This window comes from Paenibacillus sp. MER 99-2 (assembly GCF_023714095.1).
Lineage (GTDB): Bacteria > Bacillota > Bacilli > Paenibacillales > Paenibacillaceae > Paenibacillus.
Genome location: NZ_JAMAUZ010000001.1, coordinates 390,780 through 412,004, shown reverse-complemented (window position 1 = coordinate 412,004; position 21,225 = coordinate 390,780). Strand labels below are relative to the sequence as shown.

Here is a 21,225-nt window from a genome sequence, read left to right as displayed (position 1 = left end):
ATCTTATAAACGCGTATCTCCGCTAAAATTAGCAATCCAATGCGCACTCGGATCATATACTTCGAACTCATACCCTCGATCTTCTAGTAATTTCAAAATACGTGGCAAAGCCTGTACGGTCTGTTCACGTTCATGCATAAGAATGACTTCTTTATCCCGATGCACGCTATTGCTGACGCGATCTACAATCTTGTCTGGCTGTCCAGGCAGATTCCAATCCAGGGAGTCTGTAGTCCAATCCCACATTTTGAAACCGGCTGCCGCAATGTCTCCCCGGAATTTCTCTCCGATCTGTGGGCTGCTCCCATAAGGGGCGCGAATCAGATGAGGTGTGAAACCAATCAGCTCCTGCACCATCTTCTGTTCCTTCTTAAACTCCTTGACAAAATTCGAGGAGCTACCGCTCTTATATAGCTTATTATAGTTATGCGTCATACTATGAAGACCGGGATAGCTGCCTTCTTTTACAAGCCGTTCGACCACCTCTTTGTGCTGATTCAACTGTCGTCCGATCATGAAGAAGGTAGCCTTTGCCTCATGTTGCTTCAAAATATCCAGCAGTGTGGCGGTATGTTCACTTGGTCCATCATCAAATGTTATGTATGCCAACTTGCGAACCTGACCTTGGAACCGCACAGGCTCTTCCTTCACATCTGGAGTCATTGCAATCATGCCAAGCTTTGTCGGTTGCTTAATGGCCGTGATTGGTGGGGGTGCAACGTAATCTTTGATCCAATGTGTCATTCCAATGAAAATATATGTTAAACCGGTTATCAGCACTACCAGAATCAGCAACGCTGCACTAAGTCTCCCATACCGGATTCGTCTACGTTTGTGCGTCTTCATTCGGCTTGTTGTCTGCGAGATCGCGCCGTTCTTTCCCGCTGTCTGCTCTACTTTCACTACCAGGCCACTTCCTTAATTTCATTTTTTCCCGAATCTTGGTATATTATATCGTTTCATGTCTCTATATAGAAGATTAATAGAAAAGCCCTTTGGGAGAATGACAGAATAGTTACAAGCTCGGTTACAATCTACTTATCTATTTTCACATGATGCATTTCCTGCGGAATCATTCTCCTGTATAATGAATTCATTTACGCCATTTGACTTCAAGAAGGAGCTACACCCATGACAAGCTTTAAACATACCGGCAGATCGATCTATCTGTTATTCTTTGTCGGTATTATTGCCATCTCTTTTTCTTCTATCTTTGTACGCTGGTCCTCCGCAGATGTTGCGGTAATCGCCATGTATCGTCTCTTCCTTACTAACCTGCTGATGCTTCCGTTTATCTGGAAGTACAGACATGAAATGTTACGTCTCAACGTCAGACAATGGGTATTGTTGGTCGCATCTGGCGTCATGCTTGCACTTCACTTCCTGCTCTGGATGGGATCTCTGCGCCTAACGAGTGTTGCCAGCTCAACCGTGATTCTAGCACTCGAACCGATTCTAATCTTGGCCGGCTCCATCTGGCTGTTCAAAGCCAAAGTGAACCGGATGATGATTATCGGAATGGGTATCGCACTCCTCGGTTCCATCGCCATTGGCGCAGGAGATTTTCAGTTAGCGGGAACCGCGCTTCAAGGAGATATTCTCTCGTTGTTCGGCACCATTGCTGTAGCGGTACACATGCTGTTAGGTCAGTTTTTGCGCTCAGGGCTTAGCGCCTTTTCCTATAATTTCTGGGTATTCTTCGTCGCTGCCTGTACGCTAGCTATATACAATCTAATCCAGGGTCATGCCTTCGGCGGTTATGCAGCATCCGAGTGGGGAATCTTCCTGTTGCTTGCCATTGTGCCAACAATCTTCGGACATTATCTCTTCAACTGGCTGCTTCAATATATGAATGCAACGACGGTATCCATGGGGGTACTTGGGGAGCCTGTATTCTCGTCCCTGCTTGCATGGGTGCTGCTTGGTGAATCGCTTAGCACGTTGCAGATGTCTGCTGGTATAATCATCCTATTCGGGGTATGGATCTTCATTCGATATGGCAAAACGAAGCCCCAACTTGCTCCTGCTGAAGACAGTATGGTAGGGAACACCCCTGCTAAGCCAACTGTTGTGTAAAGTAGCGCGGGCAATGCTATAGCTATATGAAACTCATGCGTCACTAATAATCTCATTCTTTAAGGCGGTGTATTGTTATGAAAAATATTGTATCCATGCGCTGGCTGCTCGCCAGAATGTACGAACCGGATGTTGTTATCGCGGATTGCCGTTTCCTACTCGGTCAACCGAATGCCGGAAGAGAGGCGTATGAAGCTGGTCATATTCCAGGTGCAGTCTACCTCGATCTAGAAAATGATCTATCCTCTCCAGTATCCGCCCATGGCGGACGTCACCCACTGCCTGACTCGGCTTCACTCGCAAGTCGTCTAGCCAAAGCGGGTATCGGATCGAATAGCCGTATCATCGCTTATGATGATCAAGGCGGCATGAACGCCTCGCGTTTATGGTGGCTGCTACGTTATATGGGACATGAACAGGTGTATGTCATGGACGAAGGCTTTACCGCTTGGCAGAATGCCAAATTCCCTGTTACAACGGATGTACCGGTTCAGATTCCATCTTCGTTCGAGTGGAACTTACAGCCACAGATGCTGGCAAGTGTAGAGGATGTGCAACAAGCGTCGGCAAGCGGTAGCGCCGTGCTCATCGACTCCCGCGATGCCCGTCGTTATGCCGGGCTGGAGGAACCGATCGATGCCAAGGCCGGACATATTCCGGGGGCGATGAATTACTTTTGGAAAGATGTGTTGGATTGGGATGGACGTTGGACAGGTACTGAGGTGTTAGAAGAGCGTTTCAGTAAGCTGGACAAGGATGGTGCAATTATCGTGTATTGCGGCTCCGGCGTATCCGCTTGCCCGAACGTGATTGCGCTGGAAGAAGCGGGATACTCGAATGTGAAGCTGTATTCCGGGAGCTGGAGCGACTGGATTAGTTATGAGGGGAATCCGGTGGCGACAGGGGACAAGTAAGTACGGAACACGGGTCTACAGTATCTCAAAGACGAATACACCGCCATACAGGCTGATGCCCGGGGCGGTGTATTTTTTACAGTGCATGAGCGTCAACAGGAGATCAACATGCAGAAGGTTAAGCCATATTCACTCTAATAAATACTACTAGGCTGAAGGCAGCCAATTTGAATGTCTTTGTTAATATCCTGGAATACGCGAGAGATAAAGTCATTTTTGCAAAAGCAGACTTATCCATTTCCTTTCCCCTCAGTGAAATAAAATCTGCAACAGAACATGAGGGGATGCATTGATGAGTCCGTGAACCAAGATAATCACCCACACTCTACGATAGCGGGCCCATAAATAACCAAGAAACAGACCCGTAACCCCATGATTTGCAATCACTGTTGCCACATCAATATCCCACTGACCATAACCTTGAATGGCAACATGCCAGATGGACCATAGTATTGAAACCATTAGTATGGCAGGCCATCTTCCAAGCAATGCCTCCAATCGAGTCTGCAACCATACCCGATAGAAAACTTCCTCCAATACACTATTGATCATAAAACCAATGAACACCAAGAGAAATAATTCTGTCAAATCAGTTGCTTCAATTACTCCTTCTGGTTGTGCAATTGGGGAATAGAACTTTAGATAACCCCAGACCACAATAATGATTAGTGGTGCAATGACGTTTCTGCGAGAGCGAGGCTTTGCCGAGATAATTTGTTGCTGCGCGCCAGTCGTTTTGCGAAAAATTAGCAAGAAAATCAGTGGAATGCACAACAGTGTCGTTAACTTGAACGCTAAATAATATAGCTCGAAATGTAATCGTTGAGGGTCTATCATTACAAGAGCAGCCGTAAATAAAACACCTGATATTAATAACACAATCGATTGAACAACCAAGTGAGGTATCTCCATTTGTTGGAAGGACGTATGATTTTGACTTTTATAAGGAATCAGACGGATTAGCAAAATACCAAGGAATGCCGGCAACCAACTATGCCATATTGGAATTACTCCCTCATGGTCGGCCGTGTACCTTATACTAAAGTTTCCGGTCCACACTAACCACAGTACAGCAGCAAACATAATTATCATGCACAATAAGCCAATTGCCTTTCCCCATGCAGGAAGCATTACTTTAAATTGCTGGTTCATTCCCTTTGCACTCCTTTGAGTTGCATGCGGCATTTGCCCCTTTTTTTTAATTCAGTTGAGTTAAATAAACTTTAGCACATTCCATCTTAATCGTCTATTTAATTCACTCGAGTTAAATAATATGATATTCTGTGTGTATGCCAAAAATCGTAGACCATGAGAAAATGAAAAATATTATCGCTGAAGCAACTTGGAAAATCATTAGCGAGAAAGGCATTCATCAGGCAACCTCAAGAACGATTGCGAAGGAGGCCGGATTATCTCAAGGAGCCTTAAGACACTACTTTTCAAAACAAGAGAGCCTATTAGCGTTTGCGATGGAGTTAGTTAAGGAAAAGGTTCTTATTCGGTTAAGAAATCTAAATGCAAGAGAACTGGCGCCTCAAGAAAGAATTGTTGAATACTTGCTTGAGCTAGTCCCGACTGATGAACAAACATTATTGGAAATGGAGGTTTGGTTTGCATTTGCAGCCTATGGAAAAACGCAAAAAGGGTTCGATACCAATTATGAAGACCTCCAAAACGCAATCAAGAATTGCATTATATACTTGAAAAATGAAGGTCTTTTGAGCACAACCGATGAAGAGAAAGAACAAGAAAAATTGTATGCCTTCATGAATGGAATGGCTCTCAATTTGTATCTAGAGCCGGATAAGATAAATCGAACACGAAGCAAAGAAATGATACAAGACTACATTAATTGGATCATACGTTAAAGGGAAGATTGACGTATAAATCGGGGAGTTACGTCTGCTGGCCAGAGTCAAGCAGAATACGCTTTCCGTGCCTGTGCATATTAAGGTGTGCATGGATTGATATTTTCTTGGGTCCAGAGCTGCCTGCTGTGTAACCAATTGCAGAAACCAATCTACAGCTGGAGCGACTGGATTAGTTATGAGGAGAATACGGTGGCGACAGGTAATGCCGAAGCGAATAAAGACGCATAACAGTGTATTGATGTTGAATACATCGCCAGGTGACTTATCTGCCTCGGGGATGTATTTTTCTATGTTCGGAGTCAACAACAATATCCAACTGGCATTTGATTCAACGGCAGATCGACCCATTCACCCTTCGTAGACACATCGTTGTATATGGCTACAAAGCATACAAAAGTAGACATCAGAAGGCAGCTTGTAGGGATCATGATAACAAAAAACCGCGTTAGACATCTGTCCACCACGGTTGAATAATGAAATCGATTTACTTTGTACTTAACGATACATTGGCTGTTAACGTCTTGTCGATCGTCGTCCAGTTTACATAAGCACCTAGTATTTCATTAATAACAGAAACCGGAACTACGGTTTCGCCATTTAAAAGCTTAGGTACCTTACTATTGAACACTAGTTTCTCGTTAATTGAATACACATCTGAACCAATTTGAGCACTTATATTTTTCGTGCCTAATTTGATTTGCGTTGTACGCGTCTTATGATCCCATTCTACTGTGCCACCCAATAGCTCCGAAATGGTTCGAATCGGTACGTAGAACTCATCGTTATGAACAACTGGCTTGATTGACGTACCGCCTACATTCATTATAACGTCAACATATTCAAGGAAATCGGTCTTTCGAATGAGTCCATGAACCCCTTTCGTTCGGTCTACAACCTGAGATACTTCATAATCCGTTGCGGCCGATAGGTACGCATAAGCTACACTTCGATCCATATCAAGCTTATCGGATAAGAATTGAATCGATTCACGTACGGATTCTTTCATTGCTTCATCCAAATCAGGATCCAGTCCAATGGGAATCCAATAATCCTCCGTTTCAGCAAAGGGTTGCGTGAATTCTCCACGATGCGGTATTGACGGATCACCTTTCTTCAACACCGTTAACCGAACTGTCCCTCTTAAGGAGGCTTCCAATGCAGTTAATGCAACTTCTCCATCTCCTTGAGCAAAGTGTGGATCTCCAGTATAGAATAGCCCGCCTTTAACTTGAATCGGATAATAAATAGTTGAACCAACACCTAGCTCATTAATATCCATATTCCCTCCTGTTTCAATAGGTGGGATAGAACTCACAACTTCACTGGTATTTGGCGCAACCCCCATAACACCTAGAAACGGGTTAATTGGGAAACGTACATTCTTGCCAGCTTTTGTTGGTAATAAACCATACCAATTGCCGTTGATTTCTTCAATCGGCGTAAATATAGATACATTATTTTATAATTCCGGTTTCGTTGCGCTAGCCCCCTCTTGTGAGCCTGTATTTTCTGGAAATTCGCCAGGAAGGGCACCTTTACCATGGCGGTTAGAAATGACACCATATGGAACTCGCGTTTGCAACGAAAGGACTTCCACTTTAAGAACATCTCCTGGCATCGCTCCCTCAACCGCTACGGGTCCAGTGATAATATGAGGTCCGTCCTTTACATAATCATGCTCAATCTCCGAAGCCGCAATTGCCTTTGCATCATCCAATACGCCATCGGGCGAGATACTATATTTGCCGAAGTACTCCACTGGATTTCTCCCTTGATCCTCGATCAGTCCCTCATGCGATACCGTATCAAATGTTACAGCACTTCCTGATGGTACAGTAAGAATAGGAGAGCTATCTCGATTAGGCAGTGATCCCCAGCGAATGTTCTCAATCGCAGACGTTACATAATAATCGCCTTCTACCTTATCGATGGTTGTTGGTTGCAGCGGCATACTAAAACCCACTGAAGGTAGAGCAAATGTAAACATACTTACAATCCCAACTGAAACCCCTAATTTCCTAATCGTTCGGTTAATAAACATTACATCTCCTCCATCACATTATGTAATATTACCTAACACTTAAATACACACTAACATATAAATATATTTACAACAATGCACTTATGTGAGTAAACTTTACATAAATTAACTATATATCAATAGAAACTTATACAAATAAATGGAATGTCATTATACTTTTCATATCTAAGACATATAAAATTTAAATACATCTAGCAAACTTGAGGATACTCCTTTGGAGATTTGGTTGAAGGCATAATTACCTACCCGAACGTGATTGCACTGGAAGAAGGAGGATATACGAATATGAAGGTGTATTCCGGAGGCCGAGTGACTGAATTAGTTATGAGGGGAATGCGTTGGCTGCAGGCATGAATAACGTCAAAGAACCCGCGCTCTGCGCAGGTTCTTTGTGTTCGGCTTGGGTGGTGTCCCTCTCGGTACATAGTGCTCTGAGATACTCCGAAACAATTAAAAAGTAAATTTTCACTCTCATTCCACTTCACTGTTGTCGTTGTCGCCTGGAATAAATTCCAGAATGTCTCCAGGCTGACAGTCTAAGATTTCGCAGATTGCTTCCAAGGTAGAGAAGCGGATCGCCTTCACTTTCCCCGTTTTCAGATTGGACAGATTGACATTGGAGATCCCTACCTTATCAGCCAGGTCATTCAATTTCATTTTTTTGTCGGCCAGAACTCGGTCGAGACGTATAATAATCGGCACTGTCATCAGTCTCCATTCTCATAAAGTCGAATCATGCTCTTCCTGCAGAAGAGCGCCATATTTGAAAATCTCGGAGACGAACAGCACGAGTATGCCGATGATAATTCCGATTAAAGAGATACTGCCCAGATTAATGGAGAAGATACGAGTTACGAACAGGCAGATCAAAATGTTGAGAAGCAGCTTCGCCAGCAAAGAATACAGGATAACGGCAACTCCCAGCCTTCTTAGACGAGTGGCATTCGCCAGGCTAAACGGGCTGCTTCCGCTAAGTATGCTACCTATTATATAGCGAATCTGGCCAATCGAGTAGATGTAAGTAAGGAAAATAAGCATAGTGTTGGTCAAAGTGACGACCAGATAAGCCGTCTTGGCATCGAACATATCAGGATTGATCGGTTGAAAATAAGTGAAAGGCACCATGACACTATTCGTCACAGTATCCGATAATGGTACTGAAAAAAACCAGTGCGCAACTCCCTTCTCTGCAGTGAATAACTCCTGAGGCTTTAATCCGATCCATAGTTTATAACAGACTAACGCAACGAGTAGCGCAATTCCTCCCCAATATCCGATCATAAGTGCGACGTGCATTCTTTTGAGGCCAGGCTTGGCTCTAAATTCAATTCCGTTCATGAACAATCTCCTTTCCATGTGAGCTTACAATATATACTAAATCATAAATTCACGAAAAACAATATAAATTTAATGATAAACATTAAACTATTAACGAAAAACTACTTCAAACTTCTTGATGATGAGCGATCTGCTCGCACAACTTCGCACAGACAAGCAGGAAGCTAGAGTCTCTTCACTGTATTGACCGATGGTTTTGTGAGCTGAATGAGGAGTTCAGATTGGTTTTAAATCACATCGATTGTAAATTCATTCTGCCGTCATCCTGAGATTCAAACTAGATTCGAATTATAATACGATGTAGATGATTGGTATTATCCCCTAATTCTCTTATAATGGATAAGTTAAAGAATAATATACTATTTTAGGGAGAGAGAGTATGAGAAAGAGTAGTAGGCGCTTTACCACATGGTTTTTAACTGTAGCAGCTATGATTTTGTTTAGTGGGTTGCTACCGATTACAGGTGGAAGAGCAGAAGCAGCACAAGAGCGGTTTAAATCCGAATTCGAATTTGAATTCAAGTATGAGGAGGAAGCATCCAGAGTTATACCTCAGGTTCGTGTAACGAAGTTTTATTTTGATGACGGTCGTGTGGAGACTGAACTTCATGAATTTCCTAAGCAGGCACGGGCTGTATCGAAAGATGCGCAATCCTTAGAGAGTGCACGCAAAAAAGATGATCCAGCGCTGAAGCAAACATTTTATCCAGGCTGCGGTTGGGGCTTTGGCACACAAGTGATGAACACAGAGAAAGGTCCACTAGCTTTTACGATTTATTGTGATTCAACGACAGACAAATTACCAGATGCAAAAGGTGAAAAGAAGTCAGTAAGCAATCATGTTATCTATAAATATGATCTCGAACGCAATCTTCTAAGCGTGTTGAATCAGGTACAAACGTTCGGGAAAAGCCGACCTCCGTTTCAAATGTATTATGACTTTGGAGGATATACCTTGCAAGAAGATAACGGAGAAATAAACTATGAAGAACGAAATACCCGAGTCTATTCACTGCTCAGTAACAAACTGCTGGCGCGTATTGCTGGATATCCACAGGTAATTGGCCAAACCTTAAGGTACACCGAGTACAAAAAGATATCCAATGATCCAAAAGTTCTCGCCAAAATCGGCAATTATCATACATATGGAAATAATCATTTCTCGGTAGAAACATTCATTTTGAATTCAGACGGAACCCGAACAAAAAGCAAGATTCCCGCCGCACTGCCAAACAATGTTTTTTATGAAAATAAAATCGGTTCATTAACCTATGTCCTGTATAAAAATCCAAAAGGCGAAAATACCATGGTAGGTTATCGAACTTCTACAAGTGCAGCAATCAAGCCATTATCTCGCGTAGATGCTTCAAGTTCCATACGATTCTCTAAGTACGAACGTTACGTTCTGATTCATCAGCAAACAGCCAAAGAAAAAACGATAAGAATCATCGATACAAAAACGGCAAAAGTTGTATCCGAAATTCCGGATACCGGCTTTTCAGTGTATAGGGAAGTTGGCGATTCAATTCTTTTATTCCAAGCCGAAAAGAAAGATTACTACCTGCATGTGCCAACAGGAATTGTCACCCGTAATATGGAAAACTCCCAATTGGTACAAACCGATACAGGTGGCTACACGGGTGACCAATCGAAGCTGATCTCCATACAGGCTCCACCACAAATGCTCGTAAACGGCAAACCGATGCGTTATGCCGGCCAAGGCCCCTTCCTGACCAAGGACAACCGATGGTACGTAGAAGTGAACGATTTTGCAAAGGCAGCGGATGCTACAGTGTCCAAAACTTCCAGTGGACTTATGATCAATCGTGGTAATTACAAAATGACCGTCTCCAAAACCGATAAAACGGTATTAACCTGGGCTGGGCAGACCTTCGTTCCGTTGGAGACACTGAACGAAAAATTAGGCATGGCTGGAGGTTTCTTGAATTCCCTTTTAGGTAAAGGCTACGAATACAAAGTGCTCCATGTTTTCTCCAAAGATCTGAAAGAAGCAGATGTGATCGCTCGCCCTGATCTGTATGAGGCCATCGAAAATCATTCAGGAAATTATTATACAATGGAAAACGGTAAACCTGCCGCAAGGCCGTTGTCGGAAGCCAACAGATATTATTATGATGGAACTAATCTCATCTTCAAAGATGGCTCACTCGTAAATGTTGCTTCTATTCACAATGCGGGTGGCCGTACCTTGCGAAATATTATCTTCGATATCAATAAACTGAAACATGTCATTGCCGTCTATGGTACGCCGAATGCAACCAAAACTGGAGGACAAATGGTACGCTGGTACGAGGTGGAGGGTAACGTGCTGGTATTCGAGAGTAACACGAATTTGAACGGCGCTTATTATATTTCACGATAAACCATGAATTGCTCCAAGCCCGATTCCTAATAAGGACTCGGGCTTTTTCAATAAAACTTACGATGAAATGAATTCTGATTCCCCGCTCTCCACCAACTTAACGATCTCGTCCAATTGTCCATCGACCGCCAGCGGTGTGTACATCCACCATTTATCGTAGGATACGGTGTGTACGTTCCCTTTACGAACAACATTTAAGTTGCCCCACACTTCTGAGCGACACAGCTTACGGAAAGCGGCTTCGGCATACGGATTTTGTCCATTCACCATGACAAACAGTCGATCCGCATCATAATTGCGAAGCTCTTCGAAGGGTAGCTTGTCCGAGAAGGCATTATGACCGTTATAGTTGTTAATGAATTGCTGTACGAGTGGATGAGGGGTCAACTGAAGAGAGCGATGTAATACATGTCCCATGTTCCGGTTACCTGCCACACGAAAGCCTGTGTCATCGATGACCAGTGCCGCATACGTATCTTGTATTCCAATAATGGAAGCAAGTCGCTCTTTGGTTTGGGCAACTCTAAGCTGATGCTGTTCCATCCATTCTCTGCTTCTACTGCGCTTGTTCACCACAGCAGAGACGCTGTCCAACTGTTGGTATACATCCTGAGATTGCCAGGGGATGCGAACCACTTCAGCAATCTTGGAAAACTGCTCGTATTCTCCCGTCGTCATATGCTCATATCCCAGAATAAGATCAGGCTCCATACCACGAATGGCCTCGAGATCGTACGGTTCCCATTCAAATGGTTTGATTTCAGGCAAATACGGACGAACATACTCATTACGATACAAATGATAATCAGGTGCTCCGATGGGCGTCATACCGAGTGCAAGCAAGTGAGAAGTGAATAACAGACCGATTACACGCGGCTCGCGTTGCTTCATATACATACTGGGAGATACTCCTTCTTGCTGCTTGAACCTGCGGCTGAAATAAAACTCGTCCTTGAAGCCAACCTGTGTGGCAATCGCGTGCATATCCCGGCTTGGTGAACGAAGCAAACGCTTCGCATGATCGACTCGCACGCGATGCAAATAATCCATCGGACTTGTTCCTGTGATCTGTCTGAAAATATGGCTATACTGCCTTGTGCCAACACAGGCCATGGCAGCCAGCTCTCCCACCTTCCAATGTTGCTGGTAATTTTCCTCGATATGAGTAATGGTTCGAAGCACAGCTTCCTTCGTATTGGCAGGTTGATCCGCACACGCCTTAACTGCAAATTGAAAAATCGTCTCCTGAAGCAAAATTCCCCGCCTAAAGCGGCTCATGCCTATGTCTGTCGTCCTTAGCTCTGCAATCTGATCCAGGAGTTCCATCAGATTAGCCAAAGGCTGTATGGAAACCAATCGATTCCCGATTATTGTTAATGGATGCTCCTCGGTCTCTCCATCCCAATCTGCACTAAATTCCAATTTATGCGCATGCACGATCTGCCCAGGCTGTTGTTCCCACTCTATGACCGTTCCAGGAAGAACCAGAATACTACTGCAAGGAACAATTGGGAAGCGTTGTCCGTCTACAACGGCAATACCTTCGCCCTCATTCATCACCCACAATGCATAATTGCCCGAAGTGAACACCCGATGTTCTATATCCGAATGAAACGTATACACTTCGAGCCCGTTCCACCGCAAACGTACATGATCCAAAGGTAAATCAAAGTTCTGCCAATCCACAGTTGTTCACCTTCCTCCAAATGAAAACGATTCTCATCTACAACTCATTGTACGATAATTTAGACATGCAGAAAAGCCCCCTATATATAGGGAGCTTGTACACTAATTCTTCCTTATTGTTTATGTTGTTTAAACAATTCCACTGCTTCGTCCAGCAGCGCATCGGTGGAAAATAACGTATAAGACCACCATTTGTCATGCGGTACGATAAATACGTTGCCGTTTTTGACCGCAGGCAGGTTCTGCCACAGCTTGGACTCCTTCATTTTCTCATAAAATTCCGTTGAGCCTGGTTGGGTATCATTCACCTTAATGATCAAGTAATCCGCCGTAAGCTCAGGCAATTTCTCCAGTGATTGCGGCTCGGTATACACGAGGAATCCATCACTTTTATCAACCTCTTCCTGAACCCATGGCATGCGTTTCAATCCGAGCAGTTCATGCAATACAAACCCCATATTGCGATTACCTGCGACTTGGAAAGAATCTTTGAAAATTTCGACAGCCGCTACTGTCTGGTCTGCTCCAACAAGGCTGCTCATTTCTGCTTTGCGTTCTTCTACCTTCGCCTCATGCTTCGTAATCCATTCTTCTGCTTCTGACTTTTTGCCAACGATATCACCGATATATCTCAGTTGATCGTACAGATTGTCTTCCCATGGATAGACCACCGTCGGAGCAATCTTCTCCAATTGTTCAAGCACATCCGCTTCGACAAAGGAGGACGCGATGATCAGATCTGGCGCAAGTGCTGTCACAGCTTCCATATTAGGTGGATAGTCACCAGCGATTTCAACTTTGCTAGCCGCGTTTTTGAGATAATAATCCTGATCAATTTCATACTGGAGTCCGCCTACCGGCGTAATACCAAGGGCAAGTAATTGCGTCGTTGCACTGATTGAGAAAATACGCTGTGCTTGTACAGGAATCTCTTTGGTTCCCGTAGGATCTGTAAAAGATTTCGTTTGTGAAGCATCAGTGGATGCCACTTCTTCCTGCGTTGTCGTTCCTGTGTTCGTTGACGATGAAGCCGTCTGGCTTCCAGTGGATGAACCACTATCGGCTTGCGTTCCACACCCCGCCATAATTAAGATCAACAGCAATACGATTGCTGCAGACATCATGCTATGCAACCCTTTTCGTTTCATTAAATGGATCTCCTCGCTATGCAGTATTCAGTAATGAGAATCAATATCACTTAGACTAGAATACCGGACAGCCCTCTTCTTTGCACATGGAGAATTCGGCGATTTTTCTTAGATCATTGAGAGATTAAGTGTTCTCCGTTAAACAAGATTTGAATCTGCTATCTTCACAATAGGCTATAACATGATTATAATAACTCAATCACATCAAAGGCTGGCCTCAGCAGCTCTTGAAAGGAAGAAACTCCTCATTGAAATCAATCCTGAATATACAAGAGCACTTGCTAATCTGGAACTGTGCGGCGATCAATGTTATGGATGTACGACATATTGTAGTTCAAGCGGGCGAGTACATCCCATCTTACCTATTACCTGCCAATGCCTTTCTCTATACAACGCAGGGGAATGCGACTGTTATTTTAGATGGAAACGAACATGCAACCAAGCCTTTTTATATGCTTCATGGGGGCAAAGGTACCAAGCTTGATATCATCCTCACGGATGAAATCTTTCAATATTATCTGATCTTCTACAAAGCTTCCATCCCAGCTTCTGCTGGGCAGCGTGCACTTCGCCATATCGATCAACACTTGCCGTTTCGTATGCAATATGGTTTTGTTCCCCTCCATCCTGCCATTCTCTATGAACTATCTGAACGGATGCTGAGCGAGTGGCTTGTATCGGAACGTTTGGAACGGTTACATGTCAAAACTCTATTCTATCAATTTGTATATGAACTGTTTCGACAAATGAATCAGCAGCAGGTCAACCTAATCAGACCTAACTTAACCTCTCAGCTTATTCACTACATGCAGGCAAACTATGCAGAACCAATCACCCGGGAATCTCTTGCACGTACGTTCCATTATAGCGCTCCTTATCTGTCCAAATCCTTCAAGCGCGAAATCGGTACAAGCATCATCGATTATTTAATAAACATTCGAATGGACAAAGCAAAAAATTTATTACAACAGACGGATCTATCTATACAAGAGATTGCAACAAGTATCGGATATGCAGACGTATCTTACTTCATCAGAATTTTTAAAAAGTCTACCGGAGTAACACCGAAACAGTTCAAGCACAAGTCTATGTCTGTAGAAAAAAGAACGGATCATCCTACGATTAAGCTTGGATCGTCCATTGCCGCACGCAATTTGCGTCGTTATATTGATAACAAAGATGATAATCATTATCAATATAGCGAAAAAGGGGATTTACAGATGTATAGAAGCAAGCTACCGATAGGAATCGCCTTACTGCTATGCCTAACTCTTCTCGTTAGTGCATGCTCCAGACCAGTAACCACGAATGGAGGTGCAGGCAGCGCAGCCCCAACAGTAAGCAATACAACCAATACAGCAGCGGGAACAGCAACGGGCAGCCCAGAATTGATAACGTACTCTGCTATTAACGGCGAGGTGCAGATTCCCAAAAATCCTCAAAGGATCGTCATGGTGGCAGGAGCTTTCACCGGTCATCTGTTAGCCCTTGGTCTTAAGCCGGTAGGTGCTGGCGATGAGTCTTTTAACAACTACACCGAAGGCAAGTTGGACAACGTGGTCAACATTGGAAACGATGTGCCCTATGAGCAAATTATGGAGCTGCAGCCCGATTTAATTGTTGTCTGGAATGATCCTGAAACGATTGAAAAGCTGTCTAAAATTGCCCCAACAGTAGCCGTTGAGTATGGTAAGCCTCTTCGGGAGCAACTCATGGATTTTGGTCAAATGACTGGTAGAGAAGAGCAAGCGAAAGCTTGGATTGCAGAATGGGATGCAAAGATCAATGAATACAAGCCACTCGTGAAGCAAGTGGTAGGTGACAGCACGGTCTCCATTTTCGATTCGGGAAGTGCGAAGGAATTTTATGCTTACGGCAGTTTTGGCCGAGGTGGAGACATCATTTATGGTGAGTTCGATCTGAAGGCACCGCCAATCATTCAGAAAGAAGCCATTGATAGCGGCAAAGGCTGGGCTAAGCTATCTCTTGAACTGTTACCTCAATACGCAGGGGATTATATCTTTATTAGTGGCTGGACAGGCGATGAGAAGGCCTCTTCTATATTTGAGGGGAATATCTGGGATAACCTCCCTGCTGTTCAGAATAATCACGTTTATGTTGAGAATAGTCGTGGCTTCGTGTTTAGCGACCCGATCTCGCTAGAAGCCCAACTTGAATTTGTGGTTAATAGCCTAACAAAAGTGGATTAAAACGCAGTACCCAATGAGGAGCGATCCTCGCAATATAATCAAAAGCCCACGGACACCGCGGGCTTTTGTTATGGTCAGATTTATAAATTATAAGCATGCAGACATTCCTGGAGAATCCTCATCTTACAAGGAAAGCACTACATCCTCTTACCTTTCAAATGTGGCTACGATTACGGCTCTGCCTAATGTATGAGTTAACATGTTAAACCCTAAAAATGCCGGTGTGGCATGAGCGGGAACGCCGAGATCCTCAACATCCAGAGCGTGTACAATAAAATAATAACGATGCGGACCGTCTCCGACTGGTGGCGCTGCACCAATAAATCCTGCAAACAACCCATCGTTCTTCAATTGAATAGCGCCATCCGGCAAACCTGAACCATGCTCATGACCTGCTCCTGTTGCCAATGCTGTCACGTTAGCAGGGATATTAAAGACGGCCCAATGCCAGAATCCAGATCCTGTTGGTGCATCCGGGTCATATACGGTAACCGCATAACTTTTGGTTCCCTCTGGAGCACCAGACCATTTCAATTCAGGCGAAATATCTTGCCCTCCCTCTACTCCGAATTTCCCCGAGAGTTGCGGAGCAGATAATACACTATTTTCACGAATATCTGAACTTGTCACATTAAAACTAGCCACTTCAGGCAATCTTGCAAACGGATTATTTTGTTCACTTCTCATGATAAACCTCCACGTTGTTCTCTTATATGTAGGAGCGGCCGTTCCATGTTCGAAGTATAACAAACATTATTTCATTGTAAAAATAGATTGTTTTAATTATAATCATTGTGATTTTGAATGATTGGAGAGAAGCCCTTTGGAGTTGAGACATTTAGAAGCATTCAAGACGGTCTGTGAACAGTTGCATTTTACCAAAGCAGCCGAGATGTTAAACATTGCACAACCGACTCTAAGTCAGCAGATCAAAGCGTTAGAGGAAGAGATTGGGACGCCTTTATTTGATCGGCTAGGCAAGAAGATTTTAGTTACAGAAGCAGGCCAAATTCTCTATAACCAATGCACCCAAATTTTTAGAAATCTAGACTATGCCTATGATGCGATTAATGACTTACGGACGATGCAACGTGGCAAATTAGTGTTAGGTGTACTCCCTTGTGATGTGGATGAGCTATTGACACCTGCTGTGATTGATTTTCACCAAACTTTTCCCAACATTCAGCTCTTGATCCAAGATTCCGATCGAATTGTAGAAGAGGTGCTGGAAGGCAGCATAGATATTGGCATCACGACAGTTCCTGTAATCCATGACAGTAGGCTCATTCATTTGCCTTTGTATACAGAGCAATTTGCAGTAGCTGTATCTAAAAACAGTGAGTTAGCAGTACGTTCTGAGGTAACACTGAATGAACTTAAAGATTGGAAGCTTGTGTTATTTCCCGATCATCATCCTTGCCGTAAATTAATTAATAGCCTGTGTGAAGAACAAGACTTTAGCGTGAGTCCTATTATTGAAACGTCTGCCATGATTTCTTTAATGCGATTAGTTAAAAATAATGTCGGTGCAGCTATTCTGCCCAAACCACTTTTGCAATCCTGGGATGAGCGGTTCTATCACATAATCAATCTGATCGAGCCCACCCCGGAACGAGATATTAGTATCATCTATCGATCTGACAAATTCCTGAGTCAGGCGGGTAGAGCGCTTATTAGCAAAGTTATGAAGCAGTTCACATAGATCACTTCCATGATCGCAGGGTAGACTCTGACCAACGATCATTATGCATATGTCAAAAGCCGGTCAATTCAATTTCAGCCTGCACTTCTTGCAGGCTTGTTTGTGTTCCATGGCACGCTTGCCCCTTATCATTGCATAGAGCAAGCACTCCAATGTAAAACCCGCCAAGTTTGTATTTCCGCCATCTCAACCTCTCCTCTCTAATCAAGTTACGTTTACAAAATTAGATAAAAAGTGATTGTATTCTAGCAAAAATATGATATGATAGCGTCAAGTTAATAAACATTTAAAAGAAAATATGAAAAATAATTACAATTAATTTCGTTTTTTTATGGATTGATATCATTTAATCCATTGTATTGAAAGCGATTGCAACAAACAACCGGAGAGATTATAGCGTTTCTAGCAGCGTCCTTCGATTGCAAAATTACTGTTGGGTTATAGCTGTCCGTGGCCGTCGTGATATGTACACGCCGTGCAAGTCGTATGGCTTGAGCCATAGATGATGCATCCCAGATCTAACGACGAAGAAATACAAGAAGAACGGAGGTGAAGTGAGGTCATTCCCGTTTTCACATTTTAACTTATGGAGGCGAAATGTATGATCCGTAAACCCCTTGCCATGATAATGTCTTTTCTTCTGGTGCTGTTCCTCTTCCCCGCTCAATCAAGCCATGCAGCCAATGCACCACTTGCCAAGCTCCCTGGGAACGCCAACCCCCTTATCGATCATAAATTGGGAGCAGACCCGTATGTGCTTGTACATAACAATCGGGTCTATGTATATATGACGGGTGATTCATATCTGTATAACAATGATGGCTCCATTAGAGAGAACCAGTACAGTACCATCGGCAGAATCAATGTAATCTCCTCTTCCGATCTCGTGAATTGGACAGATCATGGCTCTATTCCAGTAGCTGGTGCGAACAATGCCAATAACGGTCAAGGTATAGCCAAGTGGGCAACCCAATCCTGGGCTCCTGCAATGGCGAAGAAAACGATCGGTGGCAAAGATAAATTCTTTCTCTATTTTGCAAATTCCGGTGGCGGTATTGGTGTACTAACAGGTGATTCACCTATCGGCCCTTGGTCAGATCCGCTGGGACGTGCACTTCTGACACATAGCACACCGGGTATGGCTGGGGTAACCTGGTTATTCGATCCGGCTGTTCTTGTCGATGACGATGGTTCGGCTTATCTGTACGCGGGTGGGGGTATTCCAGACGCCAATAATGCAGCATCCATCGCTAATCCAAAAACAGCTCGGGTGATTCGTCTCGGCGCGGATATGATCAGTGTGGTAGGAAGTGCTGTAACGATTGATGCCCCTTATATGTTCGAGGATTCGGGCATACACAAATACAATGGCAAATATTATTACTCCTATTGCATCAACTTTGCGGGGACACATCCTGCGGCATATCCAAAAGGCGAAATCGGATATATGGTAAGTGACAGTCCAATGGGTCCATTTACGTATCAAGGACATTTTCTCAAAAATCCCGCAACGTTCTTCGGCGTAGGTGGGAATAACCATCATGCCGTGTTCCAGTTCAACAATCAATGGTATGTCGCGTATCACGCACAAACAGTAAGCAAAGCATTTCTTGGCGATGGTAAAGGATATCGTTCGACGCACATCAACATGCTGACACATAACGTGAATGGAACGATTCAGGAGGTACAAGGCAACATGGCTGGTGTTCCCCAAATTGCCAACCTGAATCCGTATGTTCGCGTAGAAGCTGAGACCATCGGCTGGCAAGCGGGAGTTACAACTGAACCGAGCCAAGCGAGCGGTGGGCCGATTGCTAACCAGAACGTGACGAACATTCATAATGGAGACTGGGTTGCTGTGAGTAATGTTGATTTTGGCTCGGCTGGTGCTTCAAAATTCAAGGCCAATGTCGCTTCTACAGGAAATGGTAACATTGAGGTTAGACTGGACAGTCCAACTGGCCCTCTAGTTGGAACTTTGAACGTAAGTCCAACTGGCGGTTCACAGACTTGGAGAGAGCTAGAGACGAATGTGACCAATGCTGCGGGGGTACATGATCTGTATCTAGTATTTGCCGGCACGGGGAATGGGAACTTGTTCAACCTGGATTACTGGCAATTCACATCCGGCTCAGGCACTACTCCGAATCCCAACCCTGTCGTGAGCCGTTATGAAACTGAAACAATGACCATCGGTGGTCCCTATGCTGGCCTGATCAGTTCTCCTTTTAATGGCGTAGCTCTATATGCAAATAATGACTATGCGGCATATAATCAATATTTTGCCTTCCCAACTCACAACTTTTCGGTTCGCGGAGCGTCCAACAACAATAATACCGCCCGTGTTGATCTGGTGATTGGTGGAGTAACAGCTGGCTCCTTCTACTTCACTGGAACCCAACCCACAGTGCAGACACTGTCGAACGTTACCCATGCCACAGGGAATCAGGAGGTTAAGCTGGTGGTCACCACAGATAATGGTACATGGGATGCATACATCGACTACCTTGAGCATTCCCAATAATTCAAGCACCTAAGAGAGTGCTCTTTCGAATCGATCTATAGCTGTACTGAGCATTATCCAATAAGTAAATCACGAGGAGTGAGGAAATGGTCAAAGCAGTGGATGTACCCTCCTAAATTAAATATTTTATTTTTAGGAGGGTGAACATTGAATTTTAATATCATTGATATGCATCAATGGGGGAGAAAGCCTTATTTTGAACATTATCTCAACCATGTCTGTTGCACTTACAGTATGACTGTGCAGATTGATATCAGTCGGATGCAAGAGGAGCTTAAGCGGACAGGCATAAAGCTGTATCCGGCTTTAATCTATATGATTACGAAAGTCGTTAATCGACATCGTGAATTCCGGACTTCTTTTGACCCTGAAGGACGGTTAGGGGTTTGGGAACAGATGTCTCCTAGCTTCACGATCTTTCATGAGGAACATCGAACGTTCTCAAGTATCTGGACAGCGTTTAGTGAGCATTTTCCAACATTTTATCAACGGTACCTTGAAGAAACGGCGAAATACCATAATGCAGATCAATTATTTCCTAATCCCAATGTGCCGCCGAACACGTTCCCCATTTCATGTATACCGTGGGTTAATTTCACTGGATTCAACTTAAACGTCTATTCGGGAGAGCGTTATTTACTTCCTATTTTTACGATTGGGAAATTCCTTCGCCAAGATGATAAGGTTCTGCTACCTCTATCGGTTCAATTCCATCATGCAGTATGCGACGGGTATCATGCTAGCTTGTTGTTTAATGAACTTGAAGAATTAGCAGCAGAATGTACAGATTGGCTGAAGGGCGTTAAATATCCTCACTGAATATCAACGGTGTATGTAGAAGCCAGAAGCTCAGCATAGCTGTCATAACCAACCACAATATAATGCTTTAGCTGCAGTCGATCCGTTGGATCGTATTTTTCACGTTCTTGTTCAAGCCACTGCGAATCCCTAACCTGGTATATACCTGTATCTGGGTTACTTCCATTCATCTCGTATGTATTATGGTTTGCCTCATAGAAATTAAGTGTAATACACCGAAGCTCAGCCACATTAGAAAAACTCAACTTCATCTGGTGATACTTCATTTCTCCGGATTCTACGAGCGGTGTAACATCAACGTTAATATTCACGCCATTCTGTTCTGTATAACGAACCTCCATCTCGGTTGTAGAGATGCGGTAGTCTAATCGTTCTGGTTTCAATGAAAGCATGAATCATATCCTCCTTCGTCTTTCGTTGGCTTAAGCTGTAATCGGAAAACGTAAGAGGTCATCCATAAAAAAATCCCTCTATAATAGACAGATTAATCGACTTTCTTATCTCTGTCTATTA

The 21,225-nt window shown here is 43.7% G+C and carries 19 protein-coding genes; 9 read left to right on the top strand and 10 right to left on the bottom strand.

Features of this window, described 5'->3' with window-relative positions; translation table 11 throughout:
- Positions 1-3: 3 nt before the first annotated feature.
- The gene (locus M3636_RS01790; protein WP_251381121.1) at positions 4-903 is read right to left on the bottom strand and encodes a polysaccharide deacetylase family protein; all 900 of its coding nucleotides are present in this window, start codon (positions 901-903) and stop codon (positions 4-6) included.
- Positions 904-1,131: 228 nt separating this feature from the next.
- On the opposite strand from M3636_RS01790, the gene M3636_RS01785 reads away from it, so the two are divergent.
- Together M3636_RS01785 and M3636_RS01780 are read left to right on the top strand one after the other, a co-directional pair.
- Complete coding sequence (locus M3636_RS01785) at positions 1,132-2,076, top strand: DMT family transporter (RefSeq protein ID WP_251381120.1); 945 nt, start codon at positions 1,132-1,134, stop codon at positions 2,074-2,076.
- Between the two features lie 77 nt (positions 2,077-2,153).
- The gene (locus M3636_RS01780) at positions 2,154-2,990 is read left to right on the top strand and encodes a sulfurtransferase (protein WP_251381119.1); all 837 of its coding nucleotides are present in this window, start codon (positions 2,154-2,156) and stop codon (positions 2,988-2,990) included.
- Between the two features lie 249 nt (positions 2,991-3,239).
- Here M3636_RS01780 and M3636_RS01775 read toward each other — a convergent pair whose 3' ends face one another.
- On the bottom strand, positions 3,240-4,142 hold the full coding sequence (locus tag M3636_RS01775; protein WP_251381118.1) for a CPBP family intramembrane glutamic endopeptidase: 903 nt from the start codon (positions 4,140-4,142) through the stop codon (positions 3,240-3,242).
- Positions 4,143-4,279: 137 nt separating this feature from the next.
- Here M3636_RS01775 and M3636_RS01770 point away from each other — a divergent pair, with 137 nt between their 5' ends.
- Together M3636_RS01770 and M3636_RS29420 are read left to right on the top strand one after the other, a co-directional pair.
- A complete protein-coding gene (locus M3636_RS01770; protein WP_128103021.1) occupies positions 4,280-4,858 on the top strand; it encodes a TetR/AcrR family transcriptional regulator in 579 nt (192 codons plus the stop codon).
- A 96-nt stretch (positions 4,859-4,954) separates the two neighbouring features.
- Positions 4,955-5,089 carry a hypothetical protein gene (locus tag M3636_RS29420; protein WP_285858436.1) on the top strand — a complete coding sequence of 45 codons (135 nt, stop codon included), beginning with the start codon at positions 4,955-4,957 and terminating at the stop codon, positions 5,087-5,089.
- A 256-nt stretch (positions 5,090-5,345) separates the two neighbouring features.
- On the opposite strand, the gene M3636_RS01765 is transcribed toward M3636_RS29420, so the two are convergent.
- From M3636_RS01765 to M3636_RS01750, 4 genes are all read right to left on the bottom strand, one after another.
- A complete protein-coding gene (locus tag M3636_RS01765) occupies positions 5,346-6,206 on the bottom strand; it encodes a stalk domain-containing protein (RefSeq protein WP_285858435.1) in 861 nt (286 codons plus the stop codon).
- A 114-nt stretch (positions 6,207-6,320) separates the two neighbouring features.
- Positions 6,321-6,902, bottom strand: coding sequence for an acetamidase/formamidase family protein (locus M3636_RS01760; protein WP_251381116.1), 582 nt, complete (start codon positions 6,900-6,902; stop codon positions 6,321-6,323).
- A 471-nt stretch (positions 6,903-7,373) separates the two neighbouring features.
- Positions 7,374-7,604: a helix-turn-helix domain-containing protein gene (locus tag M3636_RS01755; protein WP_128103022.1), complete on the bottom strand. Its 231-nt coding sequence runs from the start codon at positions 7,602-7,604 to the stop codon at positions 7,374-7,376.
- A gap of 18 nt (positions 7,605-7,622) precedes the next feature.
- On the bottom strand, positions 7,623-8,240 hold the full coding sequence (locus M3636_RS01750) for a DUF2975 domain-containing protein (protein ID WP_128103023.1): 618 nt from the start codon (positions 8,238-8,240) through the stop codon (positions 7,623-7,625).
- Between the two features lie 379 nt (positions 8,241-8,619).
- Here M3636_RS01750 and M3636_RS01745 point away from each other — a divergent pair, with 379 nt between their 5' ends.
- Positions 8,620-10,623, top strand: a complete 2,004-nt coding sequence (locus tag M3636_RS01745) for a hypothetical protein (protein ID WP_128103024.1) — start codon at positions 8,620-8,622, stop codon at positions 10,621-10,623.
- Positions 10,624-10,680: 57 nt separating this feature from the next.
- Here M3636_RS01745 and M3636_RS01740 read toward each other — a convergent pair whose 3' ends face one another.
- Complete coding sequence (locus tag M3636_RS01740) at positions 10,681-12,309, bottom strand: helix-turn-helix domain-containing protein (RefSeq protein ID WP_251381115.1); 1,629 nt, start codon at positions 12,307-12,309, stop codon at positions 10,681-10,683.
- 113 nt (positions 12,310-12,422) lie between these two features.
- On the bottom strand, positions 12,423-13,457 hold the full coding sequence (locus M3636_RS01735; RefSeq protein WP_251381114.1) for an ABC transporter substrate-binding protein: 1,035 nt from the start codon (positions 13,455-13,457) through the stop codon (positions 12,423-12,425).
- 248 nt (positions 13,458-13,705) lie between these two features.
- Between M3636_RS01735 and M3636_RS01730 the strand changes: the two genes are divergently transcribed.
- The gene (locus M3636_RS01730; RefSeq protein ID WP_251381113.1) at positions 13,706-15,667 is read left to right on the top strand and encodes an ABC transporter substrate-binding protein; all 1,962 of its coding nucleotides are present in this window, start codon (positions 13,706-13,708) and stop codon (positions 15,665-15,667) included.
- A 147-nt stretch (positions 15,668-15,814) separates the two neighbouring features.
- Here the strand turns inward: M3636_RS01730 and M3636_RS01725 are convergent, their stop codons facing one another.
- Positions 15,815-16,354: a YbhB/YbcL family Raf kinase inhibitor-like protein gene (locus M3636_RS01725; RefSeq protein ID WP_145411295.1), complete on the bottom strand. Its 540-nt coding sequence runs from the start codon at positions 16,352-16,354 to the stop codon at positions 15,815-15,817.
- A gap of 136 nt (positions 16,355-16,490) precedes the next feature.
- Here M3636_RS01725 and M3636_RS01720 point away from each other — a divergent pair, with 136 nt between their 5' ends.
- The 3 genes from M3636_RS01720 to catA all read left to right on the top strand — a co-directional run bounded on the left by M3636_RS01720 (position 16,491) and on the right by catA (position 20,712).
- Positions 16,491-17,369 carry a LysR family transcriptional regulator gene (locus M3636_RS01720; RefSeq protein WP_251381112.1) on the top strand — a complete coding sequence of 293 codons (879 nt, stop codon included), beginning with the start codon at positions 16,491-16,493 and terminating at the stop codon, positions 17,367-17,369.
- A 601-nt stretch (positions 17,370-17,970) separates the two neighbouring features.
- Positions 17,971-19,893, top strand: coding sequence for a carbohydrate-binding protein (locus M3636_RS01715; protein ID WP_128103030.1), 1,923 nt, complete (start codon positions 17,971-17,973; stop codon positions 19,891-19,893).
- 147 nt (positions 19,894-20,040) lie between these two features.
- Positions 20,041-20,712 (top strand): type A chloramphenicol O-acetyltransferase, encoded by a 672-nt coding sequence (gene catA, locus M3636_RS01710; RefSeq protein ID WP_128103031.1) that lies wholly within the window; start codon positions 20,041-20,043, stop codon positions 20,710-20,712.
- On the opposite strand, the gene M3636_RS01705 is transcribed toward catA, so the two are convergent.
- Complete coding sequence (locus M3636_RS01705) at positions 20,706-21,104, bottom strand: hypothetical protein (RefSeq protein ID WP_128103032.1); 399 nt, start codon at positions 21,102-21,104, stop codon at positions 20,706-20,708. The genes catA and M3636_RS01705 overlap by 7 nt on opposite strands.
- Positions 21,105-21,225 lie beyond the last annotated feature (121 nt).

Bases quoted from the DNA above. Each gene is read 5' to 3' on its own strand.
- M3636_RS01785 (WP_251381120.1), top strand. From the start codon at position 1,132: ATGACAAGCTTTAAACATACCGGCAGATCGATCTATCTGTTATTCTTT.
- M3636_RS01780 (WP_251381119.1), top strand. From the start codon at position 2,154: ATGAAAAATATTGTATCCATGCGCTGGCTGCTCGCCAGAATGTACGAA.
- M3636_RS01775 (WP_251381118.1), bottom strand. From the start codon at position 4,142: ATGAACCAGCAATTTAAAGTAATGCTTCCTGCATGGGGAAAGGCAATT.
- M3636_RS01770 (WP_128103021.1), top strand. From the start codon at position 4,280: ATGCCAAAAATCGTAGACCATGAGAAAATGAAAAATATTATCGCTGAA.
- M3636_RS01765 (WP_285858435.1), bottom strand. From the start codon at position 6,206: ATGGGGGTTGCGCCAAATACCAGTGAAGTTGTGAGTTCTATCCCACCT.
- M3636_RS01760 (WP_251381116.1), bottom strand. From the start codon at position 6,902: ATGTTTATTAACCGAACGATTAGGAAATTAGGGGTTTCAGTTGGGATT.
- M3636_RS01750 (WP_128103023.1), bottom strand. From the start codon at position 8,240: ATGAACGGAATTGAATTTAGAGCCAAGCCTGGCCTCAAAAGAATGCAC.
- M3636_RS01745 (WP_128103024.1), top strand. From the start codon at position 8,620: ATGAGAAAGAGTAGTAGGCGCTTTACCACATGGTTTTTAACTGTAGCA.
- M3636_RS01735 (WP_251381114.1), bottom strand. From the start codon at position 13,457: ATGAAACGAAAAGGGTTGCATAGCATGATGTCTGCAGCAATCGTATTG.
- M3636_RS01725 (WP_145411295.1), bottom strand. From the start codon at position 16,354: ATGAGAAGTGAACAAAATAATCCGTTTGCAAGATTGCCTGAAGTGGCT.
- M3636_RS01715 (WP_128103030.1), top strand. From the start codon at position 17,971: ATGATCCGTAAACCCCTTGCCATGATAATGTCTTTTCTTCTGGTGCTG.
- M3636_RS01705 (WP_128103032.1), bottom strand. From the start codon at position 21,104: ATGCTTTCATTGAAACCAGAACGATTAGACTACCGCATCTCTACAACC.